This is a genomic window from Caldicellulosiruptor sp. DIB 104C, assembly GCF_028198085.1.
Lineage (GTDB): Bacteria > Bacillota > Thermoanaerobacteria > Caldicellulosiruptorales > Caldicellulosiruptoraceae > Caldicellulosiruptor > Caldicellulosiruptor saccharolyticus.
On sequence record NZ_CP116337.1, the window covers coordinates 403239 to 425843 of the forward strand.

Consider the following 22605-nt stretch of genomic DNA (forward strand, 5'->3'; position numbering starts at 1 on the left):
ATGAATGAATTAACACCTCAAGAGATAGTAAGAGAACTTGACAAGTATATAGTTGGTCAAGAGAGGGCAAAAAGGTGTGTGGCCATTGCCCTGAGAAATAGGTACAGGCGTGCAAAGCTCCCAAAAGAGCTTCAAGATGAAATAACACCCAAGAACATTTTGATGGTGGGACCAACAGGTGTTGGTAAGACAGAGATTGCAAGACGGCTTGCAAAGCTTGTAAATGCTCCCTTTGTAAAGGTTGAGGCAACTAAATTCACCGAAGTTGGATATGTTGGAAGAGATGTTGATTCAATGGTTCGAGACCTTGTGGAAAATGCGATTTCTCTTGTCAAGAGCGAGTACATGGAGAAGATGAAGGAAAGAGCAAAGGCACTTGTTGAAGATAGAATTTTGGAGATATTAATCCCTGAACCTCATGCGAGAAAGGCAGGGTTTAAAAATCCTTTTGAGGCGCTTTTTGGTGCTCCATCGCAAGAACCCGAACAGACTTATCAGACAACAGATGACTATATCAGAACACAAAGAGAAATTTTAAGAGAAAAGCTTAGGTCTGGCGAGCTTGAGGACAAGGTAATAGAGGTTGAGGTAGAGGACACTGTAAAACCTCCATTTGAGATGATAATGGGCACAATCTCTGATGAGATGGGAATATCGTTTCAGGATGTGTTTGGGTCTCTGTTCCCTAAAAAGAAAAAAAAGAAGAAGATGACAATAAGAGAAGCGCGAGAGGTTTTGGAGCAAGAAGAGTACAATAAACTGATTGACATGGATGAGGTTATAAAAGAAGCAATTCATCGTGCAGAACAGCATGGAATAATATTTATTGATGAGATTGACAAGATAGCTGGCAGGGGTTCAGGTGTGGGGCCAGATGTGTCAAGAGAAGGTGTACAAAGAGACATCTTACCTATTGTTGAGGGTAGCACTGTCATGACAAAGTACGGGCCTGTCAAGACAGACCATATTTTGTTTATTGCAGCAGGAGCTTTTCATGTTGCAAAGGTCTCGGATTTAATACCAGAGTTGCAGGGAAGGTTTCCTGTTGTTGTTGAGCTACATGCTTTGACGGAAGAGGACTTTAAAAAGATTTTGACACAGCCAAAAAATGCTATTACAAAACAGTATATTGAGCTTATGAAGACAGAAGGTGTGAACATCACGTTTACTGATGATGCAATAGAGGCTATTGCAAAGGTTGCTGTGAAGATAAATGAGCAAAGTGAAAATATTGGTGCGCGAAGACTTCATACTGTTGTTGAGAAGATAATGGAGGATATATCGTTTGAGTATGCGAATGTCGAAAAGCCAATTGATGTTGTGATTGACAAAGACTATGTTTATTCTAAGGTATCAGACATGATAAAGGACAAGGACCTGAATAGATTTATTATCTAAAGTTCTTTACTTTTTAGCAACTTGTGAAGGGAGCAAAAATATTCATGCAGCAAAGTCTTCTCGAAAAGGTCAGAAAGATAAACAGGATTGTTCAAAGCAAAGAAAAAGAAATTCTGGATTTTCAAAAGCTCTGCTGTGTTTTAGGTGATGTCACAGATTCAAGTGTATTTTTCATTGACGCAAATGGTAAAGTGTTTAGCAAATATCTTATGCCATTTGTAAATGTTGATTTGAAACTTTCTGAAAATGAAAGGCTAAGTCCAGAGATTCAAAAGTTTTTGTGGTCATTTGTTGACACAAGGGTAAATTTAACACTTTCTGAAATAGCAAGGGTTGTCGAGATTGAAAGTACGAAGGTTGATATAAAAGATGTGATTTGCGCAATAATACCTATAATAGGTGGCACAAGGCGATTTGGGACAGTATTTTCTCTTAAAAGCTATGCTAATTTTACAGAAGATGATGTAATTCTTTTAGAGTATGTTGCTACTATTATTGGGTTTGACCTTTTGAACTTGACAAAAGAAGAGGATGAAGAAGAAAAGAAAAAAAGAGAAATGATAAGATCTGCAATTGACACACTTTCAATTTCAGAACTTGAAGCTCTAATTCACATATTTGAGGAGCTGAAGACAAACGAAGGGCTTTTGGTGGCAAGTAAGATAGCAGATAGAGTAGGAATTACAAGATCTGTAATTGTAAATGCCCTCAGAAAGTTTGAAAGTGCAGGACTTATCGAAACAAGGTCTTTGGGACTAAAAGGCACTTATATTAAGGTGTTAAATGACATGGTAAGAAGTGAGATTGAAAAGTATAAGGATAAACTAAAGGTAAAGTGATTTTAACAGAGGCCGTAGATTTCAAGGGGTTAAAGAGGATAGTAGGGTAGAAACCTGCTATCCTCTTGTCTTTTTTAATCTTGTTCTGACATTGTCTTAAAAAATTTTGTATGGTATTTTTATCAAAAATTTTGTAAAATAGAATAAAAGATTGTCGAGAAATAGAAGGAGAAAGAAAAAAATGATTAATATGTTTGACAAGATAGACTTTTATAAAAAAGCTTTGGATTATGCGTGGAAAAGGAACGAAGTTATCTCAAACAATATTGCCAATGCCGACACCCCCGGATATAAAGCTAAGGATTTAAATTTCAAAGCGTTTTTGCAAGCATATTTAAATGACCAAAATAACTTGGAGCTCATAACAACAGACAAAAGACATATAAAAGCAGAGCAAAGTTCTGGTACCAGTACTAAAGATAGTGCAATTGAGATTTTAGACAGTAGCTTTCAGATGAGACTTGATGAAAATACAGTCGACATTGAGCAAGAGATGGGAAAACTTTTGCAAAACTCTCTGTACTTTGACGGTGTAAGCCTTCAGCTTTCCAGAGAGATAAACAAATGGAAAACAGTTATAAAAGAAGGTAGGTGAGATTAAAAAATGGGAATGTTCGATGCTATAAATATCTCGGCCTCAGCTTTGCATGCCCAAAGAGTAAGAATGGATGTAATTGCCCAGAACATTGCAAATGCTAACACAACGCGCACGGAAGATGGCACTCCTTACAGGAGGAAGATTGTTGTGTTTGAAGAAAGAAAACAAAGTTTTGGTGATATATTGAATGAGAAATTAAATGCAAGCAGTAATACATATGCTGGTGTTAGAGTAAAAGCAATTATTGAGGATACAAGCCCGTTTAAAAAGGTCTATGATCCCACTCATCCAGATAGTGACCAAAATGGCTATGTGAACTACCCTAATGTTGACATTGTTACTGAAATGGTCAATATGATTGAGGCCTCTCGCGCATATGAAGCAAATGTCACTGCTATGAATATTACGAAGTCTATGATAACAAGGATATTTGAGATAGGAAAGTAAAAATAGAAAGACTAGATAATTAGTTAAAAGGAGGGTATTAATTAAAATGATAGGAAGTATTAATTTTGATAGTATATCAAAACTTTTTGAAAAGCAATTTTCAGATGTAGGTAAAAATGAAAAATCAAACTCTTCTACATCGTTTATAGACTTTCTTTACAAAGCGTTAGAAGGCGTTGATAATCTTCAAAAAGAAGCAGATTATCAAAATCAGCTCTTTACTCTTGGTCTTACGTCAAATCCCCAAGATGCAATTGTTGCGTCTGAAAAGGCCTCAATGGCACTGCAGCTTACTTTACAGATTCGAAACAAAATTTTAGATGCTTACAATGAAATTATGCGCATGCAGGTGTAGCTGTGTGCATATCTTTGCGGGGAGGTATTGTAGTTGCCTCAATTTTTAAATGATTTTTTAAAGAGGATAAAAGAGAGGTTAGACAAACTTTCTAAATCGCAGAAAATAATGCTTATTGTATCATCTTCTATAATCATATTATCGGTAATAATTGCTCTTTACGTTACTACACGACCTCATTATGTAGTTCTTTTTTCAGGCCTTGATCCAAAGGATGCAGCGCAGATCCAACAAACTCTTCTTGAACAAAAGATTGATTCAAAGGTGACGAATGGTGGTACAACTATTTTAGTAAAAGATACTGATATTGATAAAGCTAAAATGGTGGCAGCACTTTCTGGTTATCCTAAAAGTAGTGAGATTACATTTGAAGATGCTCTGAAGCTTTCAAGCTCAATGACAGCGACAGAGTCGGACAAGAGGAGAACGTTTATAAAACTAAAAGAGAGCGAAATTCAAAGGGCTTTAAAGGAGATGACTGATTACATAGACGATGCAGTTGTGAACTTGAGTGTGCCTGAAGACTATACATTTGCCTTAAAGGATGAGACTACAAAACCCACTGCAAGTGTGAAACTCACACTCAAAAAAAGTTTGTCAAGCGACCAGATAGAAGGCATTCAAAGATTTGTTGCTGCCTCGGTAGAAGGACTTTTACCTGAGAATGTGGTAATAATTGATAATAAAGGAAATTACCTTTCTGATAACTCATTTGATAGCAGCGAAGGAATTTCAAGCAAACAGCTCCAGATAAAGATTGCAACCAAGAATGAAATAGAAAAAAAGGTAAAAGAACTTCTTGGAAACTATGTAAGCTCACCTGAGGATGTAAAGGTTTCCGTAAATTTAGATATGAATTTTGATATGCAAAAGGTAAGCGAAACAAAGTATAGCCCTGTTTTAGAGGACGGTGGGATAGTTGTCTCAAGAAAGACAACTAAGGAAGAGGCACAAAGTACAAATGCAGGGGCAAATGGTATACCAGGTACTGATACAAACCCCACTCAAAATAATCCCCAATACCCACTTAGCAGTCAAGGTGAGCAATCTTCATATTCAAAGACTGATGAGACAGTAAATTACCAAAATAATGAAAAAAAGATTGAGACAATTAAAGCACCTGGTACAATCAACTATGACAAGTCATCAATTGCAGTTGTGCTCTATAGATATGTTACTTACAGACAGAAAGACTATGAAAAGTCTAATCAGGCGAAAACAATGAGCTGGGATGAGTTTAAGCTTCAAAACCAGAACAACAAAAGGTCATTTTTAACAGACCAAAAAGAGGTTGAGAATATTGTAAACCTTGTAAAAAGCGCAACAGGGATTCAAAATGTCACAGTTGAAGGATATGAAATTCCAACATTTGTTGACAAAACACAAAGACAGATTCCACTTGATTATATCTATGTTGCGTTTGCATTTTTACTTTTGATGGCGTTTGCTATTAGTCTTTTGATAAAATCTCTCAAGGTCAAACCTGCAAAACAGGTTGAACTTGCAGGGGTGGGTGAAGTAAGTATACCTTCAGAGCAAGAGAAGGTTGAAGAGGTTTTACAAGAGGTACAGAAGAAGAAAGAAGAGCAGCCAATTGAAGAGATAAATATAGAGGAATTTGGTGTAAGCCAGTATGAAAAGCAGATAGATAAGCTTCTTCGCGAAAAGCCGGAGGTTGTTGCTCAGCTTCTAAGAAACTGGCTTAATGAAGATTGGGAGTGATATAAAAGATGCCAAGAGCGGGGGAGATTTCCGGCAAGCAAAAAGCTGCAATGCTTTTGATAGCATTGGGGCCTGAACGATCTGCTCGAATCTTTAAACATTTAAAAGAAGAGGAAATAGAAGAGCTCACCTTAGAGATAGCAAATATAAGGACTGTTTCGCCTGAACAAAAACAGGCTATATTAGAAGAGTTTTATAACCTCTGCCTTGCCCAAGAGTATATTGCAGAAGGCGGTATTGACTATGCAAAAGAGGTCTTAGAAAAGGCGCTTGGCCCTGAAAAGGCAAGAGAGGTTATTGAGAAGTTGACCGTGTCTTTGCAGGTCAGACCTTTTGATTTTATTCGCAAGGCTGATGCTTCCCAGATTCTCAACTTTATCCAAAATGAGCATCCGCAGACAATTGCACTTGTTATATCTTATTTAAAACCACAGCAGGCAGCACAAGTTTTAGCATCGCTTCCACAAGAGAAGCAAGCTGAAGTTGCAAGGCGAATTGCACTTATGGACAGGACCTCTCCAGATGTCATTCGTGAGGTTGAAAAGGTGCTTGAGAAAAAGCTGTCTTCTGTTGTGATGCAGGACTATACTGTTGTTGGCGGTATTCAAGCAATTGTTGATATTTTGAATTCAGTTGACAGAGGTACAGAAAAAAGGATATTAGAAGCTTTAGAGCTCGAGGATGTTGAACTTGTTGAAGAGATTAGAAAACGCATGTTTGTATTTGAAGACATTGTCAAGCTTGACAACAGGTCCATTCAAAGAGTTCTGCGTGAGGTTGAGAACAATACACTTGCAATTGCTCTCAAAGGCACAACTGAAGAGGTCAGACGTGTCATATTTAGCAATATGTCAAAGCGTATGGCTGAGATGATTCAAGAAGATATGGAATACATGGGTCCTGTTAGAATACGCGATGTTGAAGAGGCGCAGCAAAAGATTGTCAATATAATAAGAAAGCTTGAAGATGCTGGCGAGATTGTTATATCTCGTGGCGGGGGAGATGAGATAATTGTCTAATGTGATTAGAAGTAATCAAGTGCTAATCCAAAATCCTGTTGAGACAAACTACAAGGTAATTTTAGAAAAGCTTATAAAGGCGAAAGCAGAGATTGAACACTATGAACAAAAATTAAGGGAACAGCAAGAGGAATTCAAACGGCAGCAAGAGCAGAATGAAGCGTTTAGAAAAGAAGCAGAAGGAGTCTTAGAAAAGGCAAAAGAAGAAGCAAAGAGGATTATAAAAGAAGCAGAAACTCAGGCAGAACAAATTAAAAGAGAGGCTTTTGAAAAAGGGTTTAATGATGGTTTGAGCCAGGGATTGGCAGCAGCTGAGGCAGAATATCAAAAAAGACTGCAAGAGATAGAAATACTGAAAATGCAGGTTTTGGCCGAGCGTGAAAGAATACTAAAAGATGCTCAAAATGAATTAATGATTCTTGTACCAAGAATTGTAGAAAAGGTTGTGGAAAAGGAGGCACGAGATAAGGAATTTTTGAAAGATTTTATCAAAAATGCCATTTCTCAGCTTTCAATAAAATATGGTTTAGTTATAAGGACAAGTGAAGAAGATTTTGAGTATGTGAAGAAAAACTTAGATGAGATTTTAAGTGGAGTTGAAGGTGTTGACAAGGTGGAAGTAAAAGTTGACAAAGCACTTTCATTTGGCGATATTGTAATTGAAACACCTTATGGATTTGTCGAGACAGGGATAAAAACAAGGCTTGAAAAGCTTCAAGAGATAGTCTTTTCAATAATTGGTGATTGATATGTTTGAAAGGTTGAAAACAAAAATAGAGAGTACGAATTTTTACCAGTTTACTGGCTTTGTGAATCAGGTTATAGGGCTGACAATCGAGTCTATAGGTCCTGCTGTCAGTATTGGCACACTTTGTAAAATAAAAACAGCAAAGTCAGAGACATTAGCAGAGGTTGTAGGGTTTAAAGAGAACAAGGTGCTTTTGATGCCATATTCTGACCTTGTAGGTATCTTTCCAGGCTGCAAAGTCATTGCACAAGACAGTATTTTTGAGGTCAAAGTAGGAGAGGAGCTTTTGGGCAGAATTTTAGATGGGCTTGGACAGCCAATTGACGGCAAAGGTGAAATAAAATCTAAAATAAAATATCCTGTTGAAAACAGAGCGCCAAACCCTCTTGAAAGGCCGAGGATAGATTCAGTAATGCCACTTGGGATAAAGGCGATAGACGCTCTGATCACAATTGGCAAAGGCCAAAGAGTGGGAATATTTGCAGGAAGTGGTGTTGGCAAGAGTACACTTCTTGGGATGATTGCAAGAAATGCAAAGGCTGACGTGAATGTTTTGGCTCTAATTGGTGAGAGAGGAAGAGAGCTCAAGGAGTTTTTGGAAAAGGATTTAAAAGAAGAGGGGTTAAAGAGATCTGTTGTGATTGTTGCAACTTCTGATGAGTCAGCGCTAAAGAGGGTTAAGGCTGCTTATGTTGCAATGGCAATTGCCGAGTACTTTCGCGACCAGGGCATGGATGTTCTGTTTATGATGGACTCACTTACACGATTTGCGATGGCACAAAGGGAGATTGGTCTTGCTATCGGTGAGCCACCTGTTTCAAGAGGCTATACTCCCTCTGTCTTTAGTATAATGCCAAAACTTTTAGAGCGAGCAGGCAAGAATCAAAAAGGGTCTATTACAGCTCTTTATACAGTACTTGTTGACGGAGATGATTTTAATGAGCCAATTACTGATACAGCAAGGGGTATTTTGGACGGGCATATAGTTTTGTCGAGGTCGATTGCGAACAAAAATCACTATCCTGCAATAGATGTACTTGCAAGTATCAGCAGGGTAATGAATGACATAGTAAGCCCTGAGCACAAAGAGTTAGCAAATGAGACAAAGCGGATTTTGGCAACTTATAAAGAAGCTGAGGATTTGATTACAATTGGTGCTTACTCAAAAGGTACAAATAGCGAGATAGACAGGGCAATTGAATTGATGCCGCGGATAAATGAATTTTTAAGACAAGATGTTGACGAGAGCTTTGAATTTGAACAAGAGCTTGAGATGATAAAAAGTATTATTTCTTAAAATGTAGATTTCTAAAAAAGGACTGGGGCTAAAAATGAAAAAATTCAGGTTTGAGCAGATTTTAAAGATTAAACAGCAGTTAGAGGAGATAAAGAAGAGCGAACTTGCGCACCAGAATGAGATTTTAAAAGGGTATATAGAAAAAAAGCTTGAGTTTGAGGAGAGGTTAAATGAGGCAAAGGAAGAGCTAAAAAGCATTTACATGGGTGTATTTTTCCCAAACGAGGTGAGATACTATTCCCAGTTTATGGGAAATCTAAAGAAGAGGATAGATATTCAAAATCAGCTTATATATTATCAGCAAGCGAAGGTTGAAGAGAAGAAGAGGGAACTTATACATAGCATGATAGAAAAGAAAAAGTATGAGAAGCTAAAAGAAAAGCATCTTATAAATCTTGTCAATGAGCTGAAACAGCTTGAAAACAAGGAACTGGATGGAATTATTTCATACAAAATCTACAAGAGCTTGGGTGATAATAGTGGCAGATAAAGTAAATGTTCAAGAGGTAAAGGCTGAAAAAAAGCAAGAAATTAAAAAAAAGAAAAGAGGAAAACGTTTTTTAATAATTATATTAGTTTTGTTGCTATTAGGTGGAGCTTCTTTTGCAACTGTGTACTTTAACCTATTTGGGGCAAAGACAGCTATTGATACTTTGCTCAAAAAAACACCTTTTGGTAAAAAAGCTGACCAAGCCCAAACAGTAGATTTAGAAAAAATCTACGAACAGCAGATAGCTGGGCTTGAAAAACAGAACAAGGATTTACAGAACAAGCTAAACCAGCTTCAGAAAGAGAATTTGAGTTTGCAAAAGCAGATACAAGACCTAACAACAAGGCTAAATGACATTGTGGCAAAACAAACTGATACCTCAAATAAGGCAAAAGATTTTTCAAGTTATCTGCAAACCATGGACTCAAAAAAAGCTGCAAAAATATTGGAAAATCTTTTAGATACCAATGTTGAAATGGCAACCTTGGTTTTGCAAGATATTCCCTCTGAAACTGCCTCTGAGATACTATCAAATATTCCGCCTGAGAAGACGATAAAATTATTAGGGATTTCAAATTCCTCAAGTTCTTCAACAACTCAAGATATTTCGAGCCTTGTTGATATTTATAAAAACATTGATTCAAGGGTTGCAGCCTCTATTTTTGAGAGTATGATGAACGACAAAACAAAGTACAGACTTGTATTAAATATTCTAAAACGCCTTGACACGAAAACATCTTCACAGATAATTAGCAATATGAAGCCTGACAATGCTGCAAAGGTGACAGCTGACCTTTCAGCATTGAAATAAAAATCTAAAAAATTGATCTTTATTAAACGAAAGGGGGGAAAAAGGAAGCTTGGATACAACTTTGATGAAGTTAAATAATCTGCTTTTTGCAGCTTCAAGTAAGAAGGTTGCAAACACTGAACAAAATTTACAGAACAATAGCTCATTGTCTTTTAGAAAAATTTTCAATAGTGTAACAAAAAAGACTGATAAGGTAAAAGACGATAATCAAAAAACTGAAGAAAACAGTGACGGTGAGAAATTTGTTGCGATGTCAAATTTTAGGTTGCCCAGAGTAATAGTTCATGGTGATAAGAAAAGTGAAAACGTTCAAAACCAAGATGGATTTGAAACTTTGCAAGATGCTCAAAAAATAGACTCAGAAGGAGATGGGCAGCTTTCTAGTATAATACTCAATCTAATCTTGGGCTTATTACAAAATATACCAGACCAACAAAGTAAGTTGTTGCAAGAGACTATAGGTAGCATCAATCACAAGGATTTACCCTCTGTTGAAGACATAAAAAAGGCTTTAAATCTTTTAGAAGCTTTAAATTCAGAAGTGGTAGGTCAGGATAAAGTTTTAAATGAGCTTTTTAATCTTACTAATCGAATAAGTAAGGATAATAATAATCCTGAAAATGTTGCTATTGAAGATCTTGTTGCACATTTGATTTTTCAAAGCAATAATACTCTAACTTTGTCACTTGAAGGTGCTGACAATCTGGGTGACAAAGTTGGAGCGAAGAATGGTGTTTTTGAGACTTTGAAAAGCATCTTTCAGAAAATTGATGAAAAAACAAATACTTTTGACCATTTTGTCGTGGCAAGTGGGAATTCAGCCTCTGACTTTATTAAAGATGTAATACAGTTTCTTTCTAAAGGTATCAAAAGTTCTAAGCAGTTTATAAACGCAACTGAAGATTCAGTTAATCTAAAGGATGTACTTTTAAAATCTGAAGAAGTGCTTAAAAATCTTGTATCTAAAGGTGCAGACAATAGTGAAAGCCTGCAGAGGATATTGTTAAATAATATCTACACAGACTCAGACATCCAAAGCAACGGAAAAGTTGGGCTGCAGATAGACAACAAACTTGAAAATAAAGACCGAGGCCAAGATGTTAACCAGTTATTTTACAGAGCTTCTTTCCAGCATAACAATAATGTCATTTCTACTATAGATGTAAGGAACAATAACAATGCTGTAAAGGCTTTGAAGTTTTCCATAATTGAGCAGATGGCTGAAAAGATTTCGTTTATCCACAAGCAAAACCTGACAACTTTGACAGTAGCTATAAAGCCAGAGTGGCTTGGCAATGTTGTAATTGAGTTAAATAAGGATTTGCATGGTAATATTACAGGAAATATTTTTGTAAGCTCACCACATGTTAAAGAGATTGTGGAGAGTTCACTTGGGAATCTTCTTACAATCTTAAAAGACCAGGGAATAAATATTTCGCAGCTGAATGTAAGCCTTGGCAACAGTAGTGGCAATCAACAATTCCAAAATCAGCAAAGATTTTCGCAAAAACAGTATTCGTTTGTTCACACAGATGATGCTGTAGATACTATAGAAAGTTTGGTATATGAGATTAGTGAAAATGTGTTAAACTTAAGAGCATGAGGTGAAAATAAGTATGGCAGATACAAGTATTAATAATTTAACAGGGGTTTTGTCACAAAGCTCAAGAATATCTTCTTCTCAGTCTTCATCAAACAATACACTTGGCAAACAGGAGTTTTTAAACCTTTTGGTGACACAGCTAAGATACCAAGACCCGTTAAAACCAATGGAAGATAAAGAATTTGTTGCCCAGCTTGCCCAGTTTTCTGCACTTGAACAGATGCAAAATCTAAATGAGTCGTTTGAACTTATAAAAGCTCAGAATATGATAGGAAGGTATGTTGTTGCTACAAACCCCTCTGATACTTCAAAAGCAGTAGAAGGAAGGGTTGACAGTATCAGAGTAGATGGGAGCAAGATATATCTTAAAGTAAATGGAGTTGAGGTAACTACAGAGAATATCAAGCAGATTTATCACACATATGCTGAAGAGGTTTTGTCAGATATAATGACCAAGGTTCCAACAAAAGATGATCTTCTGAACATCTTAAACTCCTTACAAAAAGGAGAAGGCTCAAAATGACAATAAATAGGATTGGGAATATAAATTCCAATGGATTAAACAATACAAAGATTGAAAGAAAAGAAAATGCTCAAGGTTTCACTGACTTGCTTTCTCAAAGTCTTAAAATCTCCAAGCATGCAAACGAGAGACTTCAAACGCAGAATATCAATATTGATTCAAGTACTTTAACAAAGCTTGAGGAAGCTATTAAAAAGGCTGAACAAAAAGGTCTTAAGAACGATGTATTAGTTCTAAATGGTGATATTGCATACATTGTGAATATTAAAAACAGAGTAGTTGTAACTGTAAAAGATGTAAATAGCCTAAAAGATAATATCTTTACAAACATAGATGGGGTTTTGATGATATAAACAAAGGTGCAAGGGGGATGGACCCACAAGATGGGAGGTCCCCCGAAAGAAGACCTTTCTGACTGACAGAGGAAAGGTCAGAAGTATAAAAGATTTTAATTTCAAGACAAAAGGGGGAATTTTACTAAGATGATGAGGTCGATGTTTTCGTCAATATCTTCTCTTCGTGCGCACCAGACTAGAATGGATGTTATTGGTGATAATATTGCCAATGTCAATACAGTAGGTTTTAAATCAAGCAGGGTGACATTTGCATCTGTTTTTGCATCTGTCATAAAAGCGGCTTCTGCACCTGATACAACCTCTGGGAGGGGCGGTTCAAACCCTATGCAAATAGGGCTTGGTGTTTCTGTTGCCTCTGTTGATATGAATATGACAAGAGGAAGCCTACAGAGAACAGATAATCCGACAGATTTGGCAATCGAAGGAGATGGATTTTTTGTGGTTGGTGGTGATGGGAGGGCACCACGTTTTACAAGAGCAGGAAACTTTAGTTTGGATAAAATGGGGAATTTAGTTACAGCAAATGGGCTGAATGTACTTGGGTGGATGTATGACCCTGTTAATAATCAGATTGATACAACAAAAAGTCCTTCAAAGATAAACATATTAGCTTATCCTACTTTGCCCCCAAAAGCAACTGACAAGATTAGTTTTGATGGTAATTTGAGTGCTGACACAAAAGCCTATAATGGGACAATTGATAAATATGAAGACTTGCTCAATGTTCCAGCCGAGAGTAAATATTCGATGAGCTTTAAAGTTTATGATTCTCAAGGGAAAGAGCATACTCTTCAACTGACATTTGTCAAAAAGGATAACAATCAATGGGAATGGTTTGTTGATGCACCACGTGAAAAGAAGAATATTGGCACTGCCCAAGCCCCCCAAGAGGTATATGTTTACGTTGACGATATGATAGATGCAAACAACAATTATGATGCCTTTATAGCAAGAGGGACTATAACATTTGGTCAAGCAGGAAAGGTATTTGACGATGAGAATACTCCTAATGTTGAGGGAATACAAATTACAGGCGGGAGAGTATACGATAGTGCAAATGGAACATTTACAATTAACTTTGTTGGAAATGCAGTTAACCCGATTACATTCAAAGTGAATAGCTCACAATTTGATGTAAATGATAATACAAACATAGCATTCTTCTTAAAAAATCTCACACAATTTGGTAATATGGACAGTTCAATCAGAGTTGCTCAGATGACAGGATATTCGGCAGGAAGCTTGCAAGGTTTTAATATTGATGCAACAGGCAAGATAACAGGAATTTATTCAAACGGTTTAAATCAGCTAATTGGTCAAATTGCAATTGCCACGTTTGCAAATCCTGCAGGGCTTCAGAGGATAGGTGATAATCTTTATATAAACACTGTAAACTCAGGTGACCCTGAGATAGGAACACCTGGGTCAGGCTCACGTGGCACAATCTCACAGGGTACCTTAGAGATGTCAAATGTTGATTTGGCAAAAGAATTTACTGACATGATTGTCACACAAAGGGGCTATCAGGCAAATGCGAGAGTAATCACTGTTTCTGATGAGCTTTTACAGGATTTGGTAAATATTAAGAGGTAAAAGAATAGGTAACCAGTAAGGGAAGGAGAAAAGGTAAGCAACAAAAAGTCTTTTTCTCCTTCCCTTTGAAAGAAGAATATGTATCTTTTTCATTTCAATATCTTCAAGAGGTTGATTATATATGATAAAATTGAGAAGGATAAACAACAAAGAGTTTGTGGTAAATGCCGATTTTATAGAGTTTGTGGAATCTACACCGGACACTGTTATAACCCTCACAAATGGAGTGAAACTTGTTGTTAAAGAGTCTGTAGATGAGGTAATTGAAAAGGTTATTGAATATAAAAGGAGAATTTTTGAAGGAGTTATATTCAATATACAACCTATGCAAAAGGAGTATGAGGAATGAAAGGTGAAAGGTTAAACTCTATAATTCTAATCTTACTTGTTATTCTACTTCTCATGGTGGTTGGAATGGGTATTGGTTTTTTGAGCGTCGTGAAAAACTTATCACCAACGTCAACCGCGGGAAAGGCTACAGCTACAGTTGAAAATACACCTGAAAAAACGTATACATATGATGTGAATGATGGAAAGCCAATAATGAGCAATCTCCAAGATACTCCAAACAATGCAGGAAGAATAATTAGAGTCACTGTTCAGATTGAGGTTACTGACAAAAAGCTTCCTGAAGAGATGAAGAATAAAAACATTGTCATTGCAGACATAATTGACAGTGTTTTAAGAAGTAAAACAGCGGATGAGCTATTAAAGCCTGATGGAAAAGAAAAGGTCAGGAAAGAGATAAAGGATAGGTTAAATGAGATATTTGACAACAAAGTATATAATGTTAATTTCGGTGAGTTTATTATCCAGTAAGAAAAAGGTGGTGTAGTTACTCAAAATGGGTGATATACTTTCACAAAGTGAAATAGATGAACTTTTGCGTTCACTTACCACTGGTGAGCTTTCGCTTGAAGAGATACAAAAACCAAAACAAGAGAGAAATATCAGGGTATACGATTTTAAAAGACCCAGCAAGTTTGCAAAAGACCATTTGCGAACACTTCAGATAATCTTTGAGAATTATTCAAGAATAGTCACCACCTTTTTATCTGGATACTTAAGAACAGTTGTCCAGATGGATGTAATTTCTGTTGAGCAGCTGACTTATTACGAGTTTAGCAATTCGCTTTCCAACCCGGTTGTGATGGGGATTGTCAACTTTGCACCACTTAAAGGTAGCATTGTATTTGAAATGTCTCCAGAAATAGCATTTGCAATGATAGATAGAGTGCTTGGCGGATTTGGAAAAGGTATTGACAAGATAAGAACGTTTACAGAGATTGAACTTGCTCTGATTGAAAGACTTTTGCAGCAGCTTATAAACTATTTCCAGGAAGCATGGGAGAATATCGTAGATTTGCACCCAAGACTTGAAAAAATTGAAACAAATCCTCAGTTTACACAAATTGTCTCACCAAATGAAACTGTTGCGCTTGTGACAATTGATATGAAGGTTGGAGAGGTAGAGGGAATGGTGAATATCTGTCTTCCACACATGGTGATAGAGCCTATTATGCCAAGGCTAAGCACAAAATACTGGTTTTCAACATCTGCAAAGGAGACATCAGAAGAGACAAAAGAGTACTTGCAAAGAAAGATTGAAAAAACAAAGGTTACAATCAGAGCAATTTTGGGAAGGACAAAGATTACAGTGAGAGAATTTTTAGAGCTTCAAATAGGTGATGTAATTAGGCTCGATAGAAGAAAAAATCAGGAGATTGAGGTATTTGTTGGAGATAAATTAAAATTCTATGGTGTGCCTGGTCGCAAAGAAGGAAGAGTTGCAATCAAAGTCACAAGGGTAGAAAAGGAGGATGAAAGCAGATGAGCGATTTGCTATCGCAAGATGAAATAGACGCTCTTTTGCGGGGAATGAGCGAATCATCATTGCATGAGGCTATTTCTGACCAGGACAAAGATGTGCTGGGTGAGATAGGAAACATTTCAATGGGCACGGCTGCTACTACTTTGAGTATTCTTTTAAATCAAAAGGTGAGTATAACAACACCTATAGTTAGTGTTTTGAAATGGGATGAGCTTCCTAAAGAATTTCCTGTACCGTATGTTGCTATAAAGGTTGTGTACAAAGAAGGACTTGATGGGGTTAACCTGCTTGTTTTAAAGAAGGAAGATGTTGAGATAATAGCTGACCTTATGATGGGAGGCAGTGGGAGTATTGAATTTTCAGAGGAGCTTTCTGAGCTTCAACTTTCTGCAATACAAGAAGCAATGAACCAGATGGTAGGTTCTGCCTCAACATCGCTTTCCTCCATGTTGAATCTAAAGATTGATATAAGTCCACCAGAGGCGTTTGTAATAGACTTTGCAAAGAACGCTGAGGAGATGATTCCTGAGCTAAAAAGTGCTGATGAAATAGTCAAAGTTGCATTTAGAATGACAATTGGAGATTTGATTGACAGTCAGATAATGCAGTTAATTCCTGTTGACTTTGCAAAGCAGCTTGTAAATGCAATGTTAAATAGCACACTTAGCACATCTTCTGTGCAGGAGAAGAGTGAACCAAAAACATCTACGCAAGAATCTACAAAGACCATTGAGAAAACTGTAAAAAGTGAACAGTCTAAAAAACAGCAAACAGGGGCTTCTTTACAAAGTTTTCAGCCCAAAAAAGAGGAGAAAAGCGAAAGAGTATACAATGTGTCACCTGTTCAATTTGAGAGCTTTGATGAAGAAGAGGAGAGAAGATACCCAGAGAATATTGAACTAATTTTAGATGTTCCGCTTGAGATTACTGTGGAGCTTGGTAGAACACAAAAGCTTGTAAGGGAGATTTTGGAGTTTTCAACAGGGTCCATTATTGAGCTTGATAAACTTGCTGGCGAGCCAGTTGATATTCTTGTAAATGGTAAGGTGATTGCTAAAGGTGAAGTTGTTGTCATTGATGAGAGTTTTGGTGTTCGCATAACTGATATTGTCAACCCGTCAAATAGATTATAAAATATAAGTAAGCCTTTTTTTCAAAAACCAAACTTTACATTAAAGAACATTAGAAAAGGAGAGAGATTCATGTCGAAAAGGATTTTGATAGTTGATGATGCAGCATTTATGAGAATGATGCTCAAAGACATTATAACAAAGAATGGATATGAAGTAGCAGGCGAAGCTGAGAACGGACTTAAGGCTGTTGAATTGTACAAAGAACTTAAACCAGATTTAGTGATGATGGATATTACAATGCCAGAAATGGACGGGATACAAGCAGTAAGGGAGATAAAAAAGATTGACCCACAGGCAAAGATTATAATGTGCTCTGCTATGGGTCAGCAAGCAATGGTTATAGAATCTATTCAAGCGGGTGCGCGTGACTTTATTGTAAAACCCTTCCAGGCAGAAAGAATTGTTGAGGCTATCAAGAAGGTGCTAGGCTAATGTACCGGTTTTTTACTTTAAGGTATTGAAGGAGAAAAAATTAGTAATGGAACTGGTTTTGAGAATAATTGTTTCTTTGTTTGCAATTAGTGTATTGATATATCTTACTTACTTTGTTCTGAAGATTTTTAGCAAAAAGACACTATTTAAGAAAGGGGAGTTTATAAGAATAGTTGATGTACTTCCCCTTTCTTCTGATAGTATGCTTATATTAATAAAAGTTGGGCAAAAGTACATACTTCTTGGTAAGACCCAAAAGAGCATCACATTTTTGAAAGAGTTAGAAAAGTCAGAATTTCCCGAGGCAGAAGAAATTTCTGAGGAAGCAAGTTTTAAAAAAGTCTTTAATTCGAAATTTGAGTCTTCGTTTGGACTAAAAGACAAAGTTTTAAGTCTTTACAATGTAATAAAAGACAAGGGCGATGAAGATAAAAGATGAAAAAGAGGTTTCTTTATATTTTATCGACAGGTTTGATTATTTTGATAATAGCTTTTTGCAAAATTGAAACAGCGTTTGCAACAGCAAGTTTTAGCCTGAATTTGGGTGATATGAACAATCCCAAAGATGTATCGTCAGCCATACAGCTTATAATATTTCTCACTCTGCTCACTTTAGCACCGTCAATTCTCATTATGATGACGTCATTTACAAGGATATTGATTGTGCTGGGGTTTGTAAGAAATGCGTTAGGGACTCAGCAAATGCCTCCAAACCAGATTTTAATTGGTCTTGCACTATTTTTGACATTCTTTATAATGGCACCTGTAGGAGAGAGGATTTATACACAGAGTTATCTGCCATACATAAAAGGTCAGATTACGTCCCAAGAAGCGCTAAAAAGAGCAGAGGCACCAATTAAAGAGTTCATGCTCAAAAATACGCGAAAAAAAGATTTAGATCTTTTTATAAAGCTCAGCAATACAAATCCAACTACAAACGTTAGGAATTTACCTTTAAGAGTTGTAATTCCGGCCTTTATTATAAGTGAGCTCAAAAGTGCATTTGAAATGGGGTTTATAATTTATGTGCCATTTTTGATTATTGACATGGTTGTTGCAAGTATTTTGATGTCTATGGGAATGCTCATGATTCCTCCTGTTATGATTTCTCTGCCGTTCAAGATTTTGCTTTTTATACTCGTTGATGGTTGGGGACTTGTTGTTGAGTCACTTATTAAAAGTTTCAAATAAGAAAAAAGGTGTTGAAAACTGCCATGGATATAGCGGTTGCTTTGGAGATTGCAAGGCAGGCTATTTTGACGGCATTTTACATTGCGGGACCAATTTTGATTGTGTCTATGATTGTTGGAATTGTTATATCAATTCTGCAGGCAACAACACAGATTAATGAGCAGACTCTTACTTTTGTTCCAAAACTTATTGCAATTGCTGTTTCGCTTTTAATATTCGGTCACTGGATGCTTACAAAGGCAGTAGAGTTCACAAAATATCTTTTGACCAATATAAACCAGTTTGTAAAGTAAAAGGGAAGAAAAATGGAAGGAATTTTTGGCTATTTTTTAAATGGTTCATACATATTTTTTTTAGTATTAGCAAGGATGAGTGGAATTTTCATTGCATCGCCTATATTTGGTAGGAGAAACATTCCTGCATATTTTAAGATAGGTTTAGCATTTTTCTTAAGCATTATTGTAGTGCTTCTGTACCATTTTGAATATACTGTACCCCAAAACCTTTTAGAATTTATTTTTGTGGTAACAAAGGAGTTTATTGTAGGGATTATAATAGGTTTTATATCGTATATGATATTTTCTACAATCCTTCTTGCAGGTCAGATTATTGACAATGCAATAGGTTTTGGTATAGCAAATGTAATTGATCCAATGAGTGAGATTCAGGTGCCTCTTTTAGGGAATTTTCTGTATTTGTACATGCTTGTGATATTCTTTGCAACAGATGCTCACCACACGTTGATAAGGGCAGTTGTATATAGTTATAAAGTAGTGCCATTAGGATATTCAAATATTTTACCTAAACTATCACAAAAGTTTATAACATTTTTCATAGAGCTTTTTGTAATTGGGATAGAGATAAGCTTGCCAATTTTGATGAGTATGCTAATAGTTGACATAATACTTGGAATATTGTCGAGAGCAGTGCCTCAGATGAATGTATTTATGGTGGGGATACCTATTAAAATTGCAATTGGGTTTGTAGTACTTGTTATAGTCCTTCCTATTATGAACAAGATGATATTTGTCTTGCTTGATAAACTGAGTTATTATACCTTTGATGCCTTGAGAGGGGGCTTTAAGTGAGGTTAGTATTTAATATTCAGCTGTTTGCAGACACTGCTACCAAGACAGAAAAGGCAACTCCTCGTAAAAGACAAGAAGCAAGAAAGCGTGGAATGGTAGCAAAGAGCAGAGAAGTTACCTCTGCTTTTGCTTTACTTATAAGTGTACTTTTTTTGAAATTTGGATATTCTCTATTTGTCCATCCTTTGCAGAGCTATGGCAAATACTTTTTTGGCAATTTGAATTATAATATTGAAGACATAGCTGATGCAAGTAGACTATTTTCAGCAATAATTACCATTACATTGAAATTGATTCTTCCTTTTTGTATTGTCATAATGTTTATGACAGCTTTGGTTGAGTGGGCCCAAAGTGGATTTTTAATTACGTCTGAGTCTTTGAAAGTAAGCTTTCAAAAGATAAATCCAATTGAGGGGTTTAAAAGGATATTTTCAATTAACTCAGTGGTTGAGCTAATAAAGTCAATCCTTAAGATACTCATAATAGGCTACACAGGTTATTTATGCACAAAGACATTTGCAGGAAAACTACTTGAAATGTATGATATGAGCTTAATTTCAATAGTGAAGTTTTCTTTTGATTCAACAATAAATCTCATCTTGTGGATGTCGATTATGTTCTTTGGTATTGCAGTTATTGATTTCATTTTCCAAAGACAGCAATATGAGAAAAAACTCATGATGACTAAGGAAGAGGTCAAGGAAGAGTTTAAGCAAACTGAGGGAAATCCCCAGATAAAGTCAAGAATAAGGGAGAGACAAAGGAGAATTTCTCTTCAGAGGATGTTCCAGCAGCTTCCCAAAGCAGATGTTGTTATAACAAATCCTTCACACTATGCAGTAGCACTCTTGTATGAACCAGAAAAGTTTGATGCACCACGGGTTATTGCAAAAGGTAAGGATTACATAGCCCAAAAGATTAAAGAGGAGGCTAAAAAGTACAAGATTGAGATAGTGGAAAACAAAGAACTTGCACAAAGCCTTTATAATATGTGTGAAGTTGGTGATTTTATTCCGCCTGAGCTTTATCAGGCGGTGGCAGAAGTATTAGCATATGTTTACAGTTTAAAGAACTATCAGAAGGTGAATATGAGATGAATTTTAAAGGTGCTACACTTTCCATATTTGCAATAGTAATAATCTTAGCTATGATACTTCCTATTCCTCCAAGTATGCTGGATGTGCTCATAGCTGTGAACCTTGCACTTGCACTTGTTATTTTCCTGAACAGCATAAACATAAAAGAAGCGTTAGATTTTTCTGTATTTCCTTCCCTTCTATTGTTCACAACACTACTGAGACTTTCTCTAAATATCTCGACAACACGACAAATTCTTACGGGGCAAGGTGAAAATGTAAGAATTGTCTATACCTTCGGAAACTTTGTCATTGGTGGTAACATTGTAGTTGGTGTTATTATATTTTTCATAATTATCATTATCCAATTCATTGTAATAACCAGAGGAGCTGAAAGAGTTTCAGAGGTTGCAGCAAGGTTTACACTTGATGCGATGCCAGGAAAACAGATGGCAGTTGATGCTGATTTGAATGCAGGAATTATAACTGAGGAAGAAGCAAAAATTCGAAGAAGTAAAATACAAAAAGAAGCTGATTTTTATGGAGCGATGGACGGTGCAAGCAAGTTTGTCAAAGGTGATGCGATTGCTGCCATTTTGATTACATTTATAAACGCACTTGGTGGGCTTATAATTGGTGTTGCAATGAGAGGAGAGGATGTCACAGAAGCTATACAAAAGTACCTTCTACTTTCTGTCGGCGATGGAATTGCTGCTCAAATACCGGCCCTTTTGATATCAACTGCAACAGGTATTGTGGTTACAAAGGCAGCTGATGAGAGCAAGCTTTCTGATAATTTGATCCGTCAGCTTTTTGAGTATCATCCAAGAGTGCTTTACACAGTTGGAATTATTTTGGCAGTCTTGGCACTTATTCCTACTATGCCAAAGCTCTCTTTGTTTGTTTTATCTGGCACAATGATATCAATGGGGGTTAGAATGAATTCCAGTTTGAAAAAGGTGGAGACAATAGAAGAAGAAAAGAGTGAACAAAAAGAAGTTGAAGAGTTAAGAAAACCTGAAAATGTGATGAACCTTTTATATGTTGACCCTATTGAGGTTGAGTTTGGGTATGGTATAATTCCTCTTGCAGACAAAGAACAAGGTGGAGACCTTTTAGAGCGTGTTGTGATGATAAGAAGACAGCTTGCACTTGAGCTTGGAATAATTGTTCCCACAATTAGACTCAGAGATAATATCTCACTAAAGCCATATGAGTACAGAATAAACATCAAAGGTGTTGAGGTTGCAAGGGCAGAGCTTATGAGCGATAGTCTTCTTGCTATAAACCCAGGATTTGTAACAGAAGAAATTCAGGGTATTCCCACAAAAGAGCCTGCGTTTGGATTAGATAGTATTTGGATACCTTCTTCTATGAAGGAAAAGGCTGAGATGGCAGGGTATACAGTTGTTGACCTTCCGTCTGTCATAGCAACCCATCTTACAGAAATATTAAGACGCCATGCTCATGAACTTTTGACAAGGCAGGATGTGCAAAAACTCATTGACAATGTCAAAGAGACAAACCCGGTGCTTGTAGATGAACTAATTCCAAAACTGATGACAGTAGGTGAGGTACAAAAAGTTTTAGCAAATCTTTTGAAAGAGCGGATTAGCATAAGGGACATGGTGACAATTTTAGAGACGCTCGCTGACTATGCTCCAACTACAAAGGATGTAGACATCCTGACAGAATATGTCAGACAGGCAATGGCAAGGTATATCACAAAAAAATATGTCTCAGGTAATACATTAGAAGCTGTGGCACTTTCTCCTGAGGTAGAAGAGGCTATTATGAATTCTATTCAGAAAACCGAGCAAGGAAGTTTTATAAATCTTGCGCCAGATTATATTCAAAGGCTTATTAACAATCTTAGCAATATACTTGAAAAGCTTTTGGGCACATCGTCACAGCCCATTGTAGTTTGTTCCCCAATAGTAAGGATTTATTTTAGAAGGCTCATTGAGAATATCTTTCCAGATGTTATTGTGCTTTCATATAACGAGATTTTACCGAATGTGCAAATAAAAACTGTTGGGATGGTGGAAGTCTAAA

26 protein-coding genes are annotated in these 22605 nt (G+C 36.5%); all 26 read left to right on the forward strand.

Annotation, left to right across the window (positions count from 1 at the left end; all coding sequences use genetic code 11):
- Positions 1–1398, forward strand: coding sequence for an ATP-dependent protease ATPase subunit HslU (hslU, locus tag PGC14_RS01835; protein WP_039763828.1), 1398 nt, complete (start codon positions 1–3; stop codon positions 1396–1398).
- A 44-nt stretch (positions 1399–1442) separates the two neighbouring features.
- Positions 1443–2237: a GTP-sensing pleiotropic transcriptional regulator CodY gene (gene codY, locus PGC14_RS01840; protein ID WP_011916791.1), complete on the forward strand. Its 795-nt coding sequence runs from the start codon at positions 1443–1445 to the stop codon at positions 2235–2237.
- A gap of 181 nt (positions 2238–2418) precedes the next feature.
- Positions 2419–2832 carry a flagellar basal body rod protein FlgB gene (gene flgB / locus PGC14_RS01845; RefSeq protein ID WP_011916792.1) on the forward strand — a complete coding sequence of 138 codons (414 nt, stop codon included), beginning with the start codon at positions 2419–2421 and terminating at the stop codon, positions 2830–2832.
- Positions 2833–2841: 9 nt separating this feature from the next.
- Positions 2842–3282, forward strand: a complete 441-nt coding sequence (gene flgC / locus PGC14_RS01850) for a flagellar basal body rod protein FlgC (RefSeq protein WP_039763822.1) — start codon at positions 2842–2844, stop codon at positions 3280–3282.
- Positions 3283–3328: 46 nt separating this feature from the next.
- Positions 3329–3637 carry a flagellar hook-basal body complex protein FliE gene (gene fliE / locus PGC14_RS01855; protein ID WP_011916794.1) on the forward strand — a complete coding sequence of 103 codons (309 nt, stop codon included), beginning with the start codon at positions 3329–3331 and terminating at the stop codon, positions 3635–3637.
- 33 nt (positions 3638–3670) lie between these two features.
- Complete coding sequence (fliF, locus tag PGC14_RS01860; protein WP_271629380.1) at positions 3671–5359, forward strand: flagellar basal-body MS-ring/collar protein FliF; 1689 nt, start codon at positions 3671–3673, stop codon at positions 5357–5359.
- Between the two features lie 8 nt (positions 5360–5367).
- Positions 5368–6378 (forward strand): flagellar motor switch protein FliG, encoded by a 1011-nt coding sequence (gene fliG / locus PGC14_RS01865; RefSeq protein WP_011916796.1) that lies wholly within the window; start codon positions 5368–5370, stop codon positions 6376–6378.
- 1 nt (position 6379) lies between these two features.
- Positions 6380–7126: a FliH/SctL family protein gene (locus PGC14_RS01870; protein ID WP_271629851.1), complete on the forward strand. Its 747-nt coding sequence runs from the start codon at positions 6380–6382 to the stop codon at positions 7124–7126.
- Between the two features lies 1 nt (position 7127).
- Positions 7128–8423 carry a flagellar protein export ATPase FliI gene (gene fliI, locus PGC14_RS01875; protein ID WP_271629381.1) on the forward strand — a complete coding sequence of 432 codons (1296 nt, stop codon included), beginning with the start codon at positions 7128–7130 and terminating at the stop codon, positions 8421–8423.
- A gap of 34 nt (positions 8424–8457) precedes the next feature.
- Positions 8458–8913 carry a flagellar export protein FliJ gene (fliJ, locus tag PGC14_RS01880; RefSeq protein ID WP_271629382.1) on the forward strand — a complete coding sequence of 152 codons (456 nt, stop codon included), beginning with the start codon at positions 8458–8460 and terminating at the stop codon, positions 8911–8913.
- Positions 8903–9724: a hypothetical protein gene (locus tag PGC14_RS01885; RefSeq protein WP_271629383.1), complete on the forward strand. Its 822-nt coding sequence runs from the start codon at positions 8903–8905 to the stop codon at positions 9722–9724. Before fliJ ends, PGC14_RS01885 begins: the two co-directional genes overlap by 11 nt.
- 49 nt (positions 9725–9773) lie before the next feature.
- On the forward strand, positions 9774–11327 hold the full coding sequence (locus PGC14_RS01890) for a flagellar hook-length control protein FliK (protein WP_271629384.1): 1554 nt from the start codon (positions 9774–9776) through the stop codon (positions 11325–11327).
- Positions 11328–11340: 13 nt separating this feature from the next.
- Positions 11341–11850: a flagellar hook capping FlgD N-terminal domain-containing protein gene (locus PGC14_RS01895; RefSeq protein ID WP_039763807.1), complete on the forward strand. Its 510-nt coding sequence runs from the start codon at positions 11341–11343 to the stop codon at positions 11848–11850.
- Entirely contained in the window at positions 11847–12203 is a 357-nt protein-coding gene (locus tag PGC14_RS01900; RefSeq protein ID WP_271629385.1) for a TIGR02530 family flagellar biosynthesis protein, read from the forward strand. Before PGC14_RS01895 ends, PGC14_RS01900 begins: the two co-directional genes overlap by 4 nt.
- A gap of 129 nt (positions 12204–12332) precedes the next feature.
- Positions 12333–13799: a flagellar hook protein FlgE gene (locus PGC14_RS01905; RefSeq protein ID WP_271629386.1), complete on the forward strand. Its 1467-nt coding sequence runs from the start codon at positions 12333–12335 to the stop codon at positions 13797–13799.
- A 121-nt stretch (positions 13800–13920) separates the two neighbouring features.
- Positions 13921–14148 (forward strand): flagellar FlbD family protein, encoded by a 228-nt coding sequence (locus tag PGC14_RS01910; RefSeq protein ID WP_271629387.1) that lies wholly within the window; start codon positions 13921–13923, stop codon positions 14146–14148.
- Positions 14145–14618, forward strand: a complete 474-nt coding sequence (locus tag PGC14_RS01915) for a flagellar basal body-associated FliL family protein (RefSeq protein ID WP_271629388.1) — start codon at positions 14145–14147, stop codon at positions 14616–14618. The genes PGC14_RS01910 and PGC14_RS01915 overlap by 4 nt, the downstream gene beginning before the upstream one ends.
- A gap of 25 nt (positions 14619–14643) precedes the next feature.
- A complete protein-coding gene (fliM, locus tag PGC14_RS01920; protein ID WP_039763798.1) occupies positions 14644–15633 on the forward strand; it encodes a flagellar motor switch protein FliM in 990 nt (329 codons plus the stop codon).
- Positions 15630–16763 (forward strand): flagellar motor switch phosphatase FliY, encoded by a 1134-nt coding sequence (gene fliY, locus PGC14_RS01925; RefSeq protein WP_039763796.1) that lies wholly within the window; start codon positions 15630–15632, stop codon positions 16761–16763. Before fliM ends, fliY begins: the two co-directional genes overlap by 4 nt.
- A gap of 69 nt (positions 16764–16832) precedes the next feature.
- Entirely contained in the window at positions 16833–17195 is a 363-nt protein-coding gene (locus PGC14_RS01930) for a response regulator (protein ID WP_011916809.1), read from the forward strand.
- A 46-nt stretch (positions 17196–17241) separates the two neighbouring features.
- Positions 17242–17634: a FliO/MopB family protein gene (locus tag PGC14_RS01935; protein WP_039763793.1), complete on the forward strand. Its 393-nt coding sequence runs from the start codon at positions 17242–17244 to the stop codon at positions 17632–17634.
- Positions 17631–18386, forward strand: a complete 756-nt coding sequence (gene fliP / locus PGC14_RS01940) for a flagellar type III secretion system pore protein FliP (protein ID WP_271629389.1) — start codon at positions 17631–17633, stop codon at positions 18384–18386. The genes PGC14_RS01935 and fliP overlap by 4 nt, the downstream gene beginning before the upstream one ends.
- A gap of 23 nt (positions 18387–18409) precedes the next feature.
- Positions 18410–18679 carry a flagellar biosynthesis protein FliQ gene (gene fliQ / locus PGC14_RS01945; protein WP_011916812.1) on the forward strand — a complete coding sequence of 90 codons (270 nt, stop codon included), beginning with the start codon at positions 18410–18412 and terminating at the stop codon, positions 18677–18679.
- Positions 18680–18691: 12 nt separating this feature from the next.
- Positions 18692–19474 carry a flagellar biosynthetic protein FliR gene (gene fliR / locus PGC14_RS01950; RefSeq protein ID WP_011916813.1) on the forward strand — a complete coding sequence of 261 codons (783 nt, stop codon included), beginning with the start codon at positions 18692–18694 and terminating at the stop codon, positions 19472–19474.
- On the forward strand, positions 19471–20571 hold the full coding sequence (flhB, locus tag PGC14_RS01955) for a flagellar biosynthesis protein FlhB (protein WP_039763786.1): 1101 nt from the start codon (positions 19471–19473) through the stop codon (positions 20569–20571). The genes fliR and flhB overlap by 4 nt, the downstream gene beginning before the upstream one ends.
- On the forward strand, positions 20568–22604 hold the full coding sequence (gene flhA / locus PGC14_RS01960; RefSeq protein WP_039763784.1) for a flagellar biosynthesis protein FlhA: 2037 nt from the start codon (positions 20568–20570) through the stop codon (positions 22602–22604). The genes flhB and flhA overlap by 4 nt, the downstream gene beginning before the upstream one ends.
- Position 22605: the final 1 nt, after the last annotated feature.

Excerpts from the sequence above, each read along its gene's own strand:
- flhA (WP_039763784.1), top strand. The coding sequence starts at position 20,568 with ATGAATTTTAAAGGTGCTACACTTTCCATATTTGCAATAGTAATAATC.
- PGC14_RS01910 (WP_271629387.1), top strand. The coding sequence starts at position 13,921 with ATGATAAAATTGAGAAGGATAAACAACAAAGAGTTTGTGGTAAATGCC.
- fliG (WP_011916796.1), top strand. The coding sequence starts at position 5,368 with ATGCCAAGAGCGGGGGAGATTTCCGGCAAGCAAAAAGCTGCAATGCTT.
- flgB (WP_011916792.1), top strand. The coding sequence starts at position 2,419 with ATGATTAATATGTTTGACAAGATAGACTTTTATAAAAAAGCTTTGGAT.
- hslU (WP_039763828.1), top strand. The coding sequence starts at position 1 with ATGAATGAATTAACACCTCAAGAGATAGTAAGAGAACTTGACAAGTAT.
- PGC14_RS01930 (WP_011916809.1), top strand. The coding sequence starts at position 16,833 with ATGTCGAAAAGGATTTTGATAGTTGATGATGCAGCATTTATGAGAATG.
- fliR (WP_011916813.1), top strand. The coding sequence starts at position 18,692 with ATGGAAGGAATTTTTGGCTATTTTTTAAATGGTTCATACATATTTTTT.
- codY (WP_011916791.1), top strand. The coding sequence starts at position 1,443 with ATGCAGCAAAGTCTTCTCGAAAAGGTCAGAAAGATAAACAGGATTGTT.
- fliI (WP_271629381.1), top strand. The coding sequence starts at position 7,128 with ATGTTTGAAAGGTTGAAAACAAAAATAGAGAGTACGAATTTTTACCAG.
- fliM (WP_039763798.1), top strand. The coding sequence starts at position 14,644 with ATGGGTGATATACTTTCACAAAGTGAAATAGATGAACTTTTGCGTTCA.
- PGC14_RS01895 (WP_039763807.1), top strand. The coding sequence starts at position 11,341 with ATGGCAGATACAAGTATTAATAATTTAACAGGGGTTTTGTCACAAAGC.
- fliP (WP_271629389.1), top strand. The coding sequence starts at position 17,631 with ATGAAAAAGAGGTTTCTTTATATTTTATCGACAGGTTTGATTATTTTG.
- fliY (WP_039763796.1), top strand. The coding sequence starts at position 15,630 with ATGAGCGATTTGCTATCGCAAGATGAAATAGACGCTCTTTTGCGGGGA.
- PGC14_RS01900 (WP_271629385.1), top strand. The coding sequence starts at position 11,847 with ATGACAATAAATAGGATTGGGAATATAAATTCCAATGGATTAAACAAT.
- PGC14_RS01905 (WP_271629386.1), top strand. The coding sequence starts at position 12,333 with ATGATGAGGTCGATGTTTTCGTCAATATCTTCTCTTCGTGCGCACCAG.
- PGC14_RS01935 (WP_039763793.1), top strand. The coding sequence starts at position 17,242 with ATGGAACTGGTTTTGAGAATAATTGTTTCTTTGTTTGCAATTAGTGTA.
- fliE (WP_011916794.1), top strand. The coding sequence starts at position 3,329 with ATGATAGGAAGTATTAATTTTGATAGTATATCAAAACTTTTTGAAAAG.
- PGC14_RS01915 (WP_271629388.1), top strand. The coding sequence starts at position 14,145 with ATGAAAGGTGAAAGGTTAAACTCTATAATTCTAATCTTACTTGTTATT.
- flgC (WP_039763822.1), top strand. The coding sequence starts at position 2,842 with ATGGGAATGTTCGATGCTATAAATATCTCGGCCTCAGCTTTGCATGCC.
- fliQ (WP_011916812.1), top strand. The coding sequence starts at position 18,410 with ATGGATATAGCGGTTGCTTTGGAGATTGCAAGGCAGGCTATTTTGACG.
- fliJ (WP_271629382.1), top strand. The coding sequence starts at position 8,458 with ATGAAAAAATTCAGGTTTGAGCAGATTTTAAAGATTAAACAGCAGTTA.